Below are 5,751 nucleotides of genomic sequence, written 5' to 3'. Positions count from 1 at the left end.
TGCCATGGCTTCGGCCGCGTTGTCCGTGCGGAATTCATGGCGAGGAATGCGCGTGAGCACGTGTGCTCCTCTTACTAGATCTGCAAGTGTTCCAGCATGGCACCAGCGTAGGAGGAGCCGGTGTTGTTGTTGGCCTTGACCAGGACGTACTGCAGTTTCCCTTGCGCCAACGCGCTGCGGAGAGCCTTCGCGATGTCGGCGTCCCTTCCGCCACGCAGCGTCATCTCGGCAAGGATCGTACGTATGTACAGCTTAGTGCCCTGCTTGACCCGCAGTCCCTGGGCCCCACCATCGTCGCCGATGTGCGGGTTCGCCGGGTCCTCCGGGTCAGCGCGGCCACGGCGCCAGTCGAGGTCCCCCGTCGGTGCCTTTTCTTCGACGATGAGGTAGTGGCCGTCGTCGCCGAGTCTGTACACGTCGTCGAACATGTTGGCGCCGTTGGGTGTCTTCGGGAGCGTGATTCTGTCGGCTGTCGGGAACTCGCGTGGAATTACGTGCAGTCTGGCAGCCTTCTCGCCGAGAACCTCAGAGATCTTGCTGTTGTTGGGGATGTCACCGAGCCGGGCAGTGTATGCCTCCTGGGCCTTCGTGAGAGCCTCCTGCGCGGCGGCGGAACGCGTCTCATCAAAGGTCTTTTCTGCATTGGTGAGGTCCACCGATGCCCTGCGTTTCGCCGCAGCGGCGTCTAGGGCAGAGAGATTTCCGTCTGGAACCGTGTCGGTCCCGAGGTTCTTCGGCCCCCACTTGACCTCAGAGGGTCCGCTCGGCAGGTCGTTTGCGGCGACCCACTTGCCTTCAGCGTTCCTGGCCAACTGGGGGAGCTCGACGCCGTCCACCAATTTTGGGGTGCCATCCTTGTTCAAGAGCTGCCTACGGCGACCCAGAATGTCGTAGTGCTCGTTGAACCACGTTCGGTCGGGGTTGTTGGCCTTCCGAATGTGCTCGTCCTGGATCTGCTTCCGCTCTGCGGCGCTCAGTTCCCGGTCCCCACCCTTGTCCGGTCCGCCGGCTCCCCGGTCCTCAGGCGTGGCCGCCCCATCGTCGGATCCTCCGGTGGCACCAGCTCCGTCGGCGTCGTACGAGCTGCCGGAGTGGTGTGACGCTCCAACTCGCCCACCACCATGCGGCGTCCCATCGCTGCTCCCCGCCCCGTGCCCGCCGTCCGAAGCGCCGTGGCGCGTGAACGAAGCCTCCGAGGCGGGCCCCCGCGTACCGCCACCGTTGTCTACCGCAGCGCCAGTGGACCCATCGCCAAACTGTGCTGATGCCTCTGGCGACCTGCTGCCCACGCCGGCCAGTTCCCGCTCCCTCACCGGCGTCTGCTCCGGCGCAGTCTCCGCAGTGGTGGATCGCTCCTGCTTCGGTGCCTCGCCGACGAGGTCGCCGTGTTGGTCGTAGGGGATGAACTTGCCGTCCGCGACGATGAGTTTGGAGCCGTCGGAGAGTTCCAGGACGCTGTGCGGGGCGGACAGGTCGGGGATGTCGTCCACCCCGCGCAGGTTCGCGGCGATCTCGGCGATTTTTGGCACGGTGTGGCCGGTCACCTTGACCGCGGCGCCGATCGGGTCGATCACGTCGCCGACCTTCGCGACGGTGGTGGCGACCTTGGCGGCGGTGCCGGCTTTGCCTGCGGAGGCGATCTTGAGGGGGCCGGCGCCCAGGGTGAGCGTGTTGAAGACGACGGTGCCCGCGGCGCGGGCCGGGTTCTCCTTCCACATGTCCCAGGCGACGAAGGACTTGCCGAACTCCTTGGCGTACTTCTTGCTGTCCTGGGCGAAGCGGGTGGCGAAGACCCCGGTCGGCTTCTTGCCGCCGGACTCCATGAGGTAGGTCTCGGCCCCGACGACGGCCCGCAGCACGCCTTCCCATGCCTGCCCGGCGCGGTCCGAGCCGCGGATGCCGGCCAGGGTCGCCAGGCCGTCGACGGTGCCCCAGACTCCGTCGACGATCAGCCCGTCCCAGAAGAAGCTCCTGGCGTAGTGGCCGAGGTCGTCCGGGTCCCACCAGTCGCGGGACTGGGTGACCGGTGTGCCCCAGGGGAGTTGCTTGGCCCGGTCCAGCACCTCGGCGCTGTAGCCGTACAGTTCCGCGTCGAGCGGCCTGAACTGCCTGTCGCCGGTGTTCATCACGTACTGGGTGCCGCCCACCAGCGCCGTGATCTTGTTGCTGCAGGCGATCTCGGCGGCCGTGAACGCGGCCTGCGCGACATTCACTTCACGCATCAGCGCCTGGTGCCGGCCGACCTTGTCCGCGTCATCGGTCCAGTTCTCGTCGAACTCCCCGCCTGGCGTCCTCAGTCCCGCCACGAACGCGGTCGCCTTGCTCTGCAGGCGCTCCAACCGCGCGATGATCGGGGCGACTTCGGCCGCGTACGCCGACAGGGCGTCCGCGACGGTGGCGACCTTGTCCGCGAACGCGTCCGCGCCATCACGCGCAGGCGCCGTCGACGCGAACAGCTCCTCTGCCTCCGGAGCCTCGTAGAAGGCCGACAGCCCCTGGAACTGCCGATGCGCCTCCCCGCCGGCCTGGCGGATGCCGCCCGCCTCGACCCGCAGGGCGTCGGTGTGCTGCTCCAGCCGGCCGAGATCGCCGGTGAACAGCGGAACGGACTCCGGCTGGATCACAGACGGCCCGCCTTCCAGCCGGCCGGCATACCGGGCACCACCAGCCCGGACGCCCGCCGCTGCACCTCGGCCGCCATCTCCAGGTCCCCCTCCTGGTACGCGACGGCGGCCTCCACCGCGCCATTGACAGATTTGCCGACGCGCACACCGACGAACCGTAGCTCGTCGGCCGTGCCCTCGATGAACTCCGCAAGGGCGGCGGCCACCAGCCCGGTCTGCCCCTTGCGCTCCCCGCTCGCCCCGCCCGGAGCGAGCGTCCCGGCCGCCGTGGCCGCGCCCTCCACGTCCTTCCCGTACGCCCGGACGATGTCGTCCAGGACCCTCATCACCTCCGCGACATTCGAGGCCACACTCCCGACCCCGGACGCGGACACGTCCCACCCCGGCATACGCCAGCCCCCGCTTCCCTCCGCCTCGCTCCCGCCACCGCCGCGTGCCGCGTCAGCCGATGTTGTCGACGGCCGCCTTCGCTCTGGCCAGGGTCGACTGCGCGGTCCCGTCGTTCTGCTCCATCGTCGTGCGGACCAGCCGGATGATCTCGCGGACCTCGCCTGCGGCGCGCTGCCAGCGCAACTCCTTGCCGTGGTACTCCTCGGCGACGCCGTCCGCGGCGAAGTCGGCCATCGCGGCCCTCACCGCGCGCTCACGGTCGGCCAGTACACGCTCCAGCCGGCCGATGACGCCCTGCAGACTCGTCTGCACCTCGCTGGAGGCGCCGGTGTCGTACGAACGGCGGTCCTGGTTCTGAGGCATCGTCAAGTTCCCCCTGAGAAAGGTGAAGGTGATTGCGGCGGACGAGCATGTGCGCCGGGCCGCTAGCGGGCGCCGAACCGGGCCGCGTCGAAATCGGCGGCACCGATGTTCTGGTTCGCGTTCTCCTCCAACTCCACGTCACCGGTACCGAACGCGGAGTCCATACCCGACTGGCCGCCCAGGATCGCACCGAGCGAACCGTTCAGCGCGCTGGTGATCTCGTCGGCATTCACCTTGAAGGTGTCGAACGCGGCCTTGCCCGCCCCGTTGAACTTCCCCTCCAACGGCTCCGCCGCCTGGATCAACTGCTGGATCAGCGAACCGAGGTCCTCACCCGACCCGACCGTGCTCCTCCCCAGATCCGACAGAGCCGTCGACCCCATGTCGAACTTCATCGACCCACCCCCGTCAGTACGTTGCACACTGCGCCTGCCCGATCGCCACGGCGTGATGACGCGTCACCCGCGACTCGCCACCCGTCGAACATTCTCTCGCAGCGCAGGTTGCAGCCGCAATCGTGAAAGTGGGTGACGTGGCGTGATCTGGTGGGTGAGCAGCCGCAGGCCGTCCGCTTCCCGAGCACACCGCGCGGGCACGGTGGACCGACGGGGAACGGCAGACCCGCGAACGACGGCGCAACCCGGCCGAGACGCGTCGCCACCGCGTCGCCACCGTGTCGGCCCCGCTCGTCGGGCCCGCTCGTCGGGCCGCGAACGGGCCGCATCCGGGGGCGGCAGCCGGTGGGCGACGGCGGCTGCCCCTCTGACCAGAGGCTGCCTTCGGCAGTCCCGTGAGTCGTCCGGCCGACCGGAGAGACGGCCGGAGGAGTCCGTCCGGGAGTCCGCCCGTGAGTCCGCCCGTGCCCTGGACACGCCGGTGCCCGTTCCGGAGTCCGGGTGGCCCGGGTGGCCCGGGTGGCCCGGGTGGCCCGGGTGGCCCGGGTGGTCCGGGTGTCACCGGACGCCGTGGCGGGGGTGCCAGGTGGCCTGGATCAGGGATCGTTCCATGTGGGCGAGGTGGACGGCCGTGGCGAGCCAGGACCACGCGTAGCGGTCGGGGTCGGGGTCGGCGAGGCGGCCGAAGGCGTCACGGGTGCGGCGGTCGGCCTCTGCGGTGAGCGCCTCGGCCAGATCCGCGGCCACCCGGAATCCCGTACGGCGCAGGGAGACCCCGTCGCCGCGGAGGTCACCGTCGCGCGCGGGTTCCGCGACCGCTCTGCGGCCTCCGGCGACGGCCAGTTCCACCAGGCGCCGTACCCGCCACAGCGGGGAGTCGGCCAGGGGGTCGGCCTCGGCGTGCGGGACCGTCCCGACGGGGGGACAGGTGTCGCGCGGGGGGAGATGCGAGCCCTGGAGGCGGTCGTAGCCCAGGTCCGCGCGGCCCAGCCACTCCGCCGGCAGGCGCAGCGTCGCCTCCGTGTCCGGCACCGGGCCCACCGCGAGCGGGTGCAGCGTCGCGGCCCGTTCGGGGGCCAGCCGGGCGACCACCCGGACGCGCAGGCCGGGGCGGGAAGCGAGCTGGCGGAGATTGGACGTGTGGGCGAGGTCGGGGTGGCCGTTGGCCGGGACCAGCCGGATCAGCGGGCCCGACTCCGCCGCCCCGGCTCCGGCCTGCGGGTCGTCCGGACCGGCCGCGGGTGCTGTCGGCGTCGGTGCGGGGAGGAGTTGCCGGGCCAGGACGTGGTCGGCGGTCGCGCCGACGACCATCAGGTCGCAGCAGATCAGTTCACGTGTCTGCGCGCTCTGTTCGAGGTCCGTTGCGTGGGCCGTGGAGAGCCGGTCGGTGACGGTCTCGGTGAGGGGGCGGGCGAACAGGGCGGCCAGGGGGCCCGATGACCAGGGCAGGCCGGTGAGGGGCGTGGCGCGGACCCCCTTGCCGGAGCCGAGGCGGCCGTCCGGGGAGAGGGTGGCTCCGGTGATGAGCAGGCCGCCGCGGGCGAGTTGGGCGTGGTTCAGCGCGGCCGGGCCGAGGGCGACCGGGGCCGTGGCGGCACCGCGGGCGCGGGCCGGGCCGCCGGGCTTGACGTCGGCGACGGTGAACCAGCGCCCGTCGTCGGTGACCAGGTGCGTGACCACGCCGCCGTAACCGGTGGCGCTGATCACCGGCTCGCGGCAGACCCCGTGGACGCGCAGCCCGGCATCGCCCGGCCGGTAGCCGCGGCGGGCCGTGCCGATCAGGGCCGGCTCGGGGTCGGCGGACGCCAGCAGGCCCGCGGTGAGCAGGAGTTCGCGCAGGGCGGCGGCCAGGTCGGCCAGCCGGTGGCCGTCGTGGCGGGCGCGTGCGCCGCGCAGACCGCGTACGACGCGCAGCGCCGCGGCCTCCGCCCTGTGCAGGCCGGCCAGCCGGGCCGTGTGGGCGGCGCGCAGCAGTTCGG

General features: G+C 71.3%; 5 protein-coding genes. All 5 read right to left on the bottom strand.

What is annotated here, in order from left to right; translation table 11 throughout:
* Positions 1-74: 74 nt before the first annotated feature.
* Positions 75-2,624: a hypothetical protein gene (locus tag SZN_RS37820; RefSeq protein WP_007504676.1), complete on the bottom strand. Its 2,550-nt coding sequence runs from the start codon at positions 2,622-2,624 to the stop codon at positions 75-77.
* Positions 2,621-3,013: a DUF6507 family protein gene (locus SZN_RS34930; RefSeq protein ID WP_007504674.1), complete on the bottom strand. Its 393-nt coding sequence runs from the start codon at positions 3,011-3,013 to the stop codon at positions 2,621-2,623. Before SZN_RS34930 ends, SZN_RS37820 begins: the two co-directional genes overlap by 4 nt.
* 52 nt (positions 3,014-3,065) lie before the next feature.
* Positions 3,066-3,377, bottom strand: coding sequence for a pore-forming ESAT-6 family protein (locus SZN_RS34925; protein ID WP_007504672.1), 312 nt, complete (start codon positions 3,375-3,377; stop codon positions 3,066-3,068).
* A gap of 62 nt (positions 3,378-3,439) precedes the next feature.
* Positions 3,440-3,772: a hypothetical protein gene (locus SZN_RS34920; RefSeq protein WP_007504662.1), complete on the bottom strand. Its 333-nt coding sequence runs from the start codon at positions 3,770-3,772 to the stop codon at positions 3,440-3,442.
* A 558-nt stretch (positions 3,773-4,330) separates the two neighbouring features.
* On the bottom strand, positions 4,331-5,751 hold a 1,421-nt coding region (locus tag SZN_RS34915), incomplete at its 5' end, for a hypothetical protein (RefSeq protein ID WP_007504660.1).

Source organism: Streptomyces zinciresistens K42 (assembly GCF_000225525.1).
GTDB lineage: Bacteria > Actinomycetota > Actinomycetes > Streptomycetales > Streptomycetaceae > Streptomyces > Streptomyces zinciresistens.
Note: the sequence above shows the minus strand (reverse complement) of the source record. Positions and strands in the feature narration are given on the sequence as shown.

Bases quoted from the DNA above. Each gene is read 5' to 3' on its own strand.
- SZN_RS34930 (WP_007504674.1), bottom strand. From the start codon at position 3,013: ATGCCGGGGTGGGACGTGTCCGCGTCCGGGGTCGGGAGTGTGGCCTCG.
- SZN_RS34925 (WP_007504672.1), bottom strand. From the start codon at position 3,377: ATGCCTCAGAACCAGGACCGCCGTTCGTACGACACCGGCGCCTCCAGC.
- SZN_RS34920 (WP_007504662.1), bottom strand. From the start codon at position 3,772: ATGAAGTTCGACATGGGGTCGACGGCTCTGTCGGATCTGGGGAGGAGC.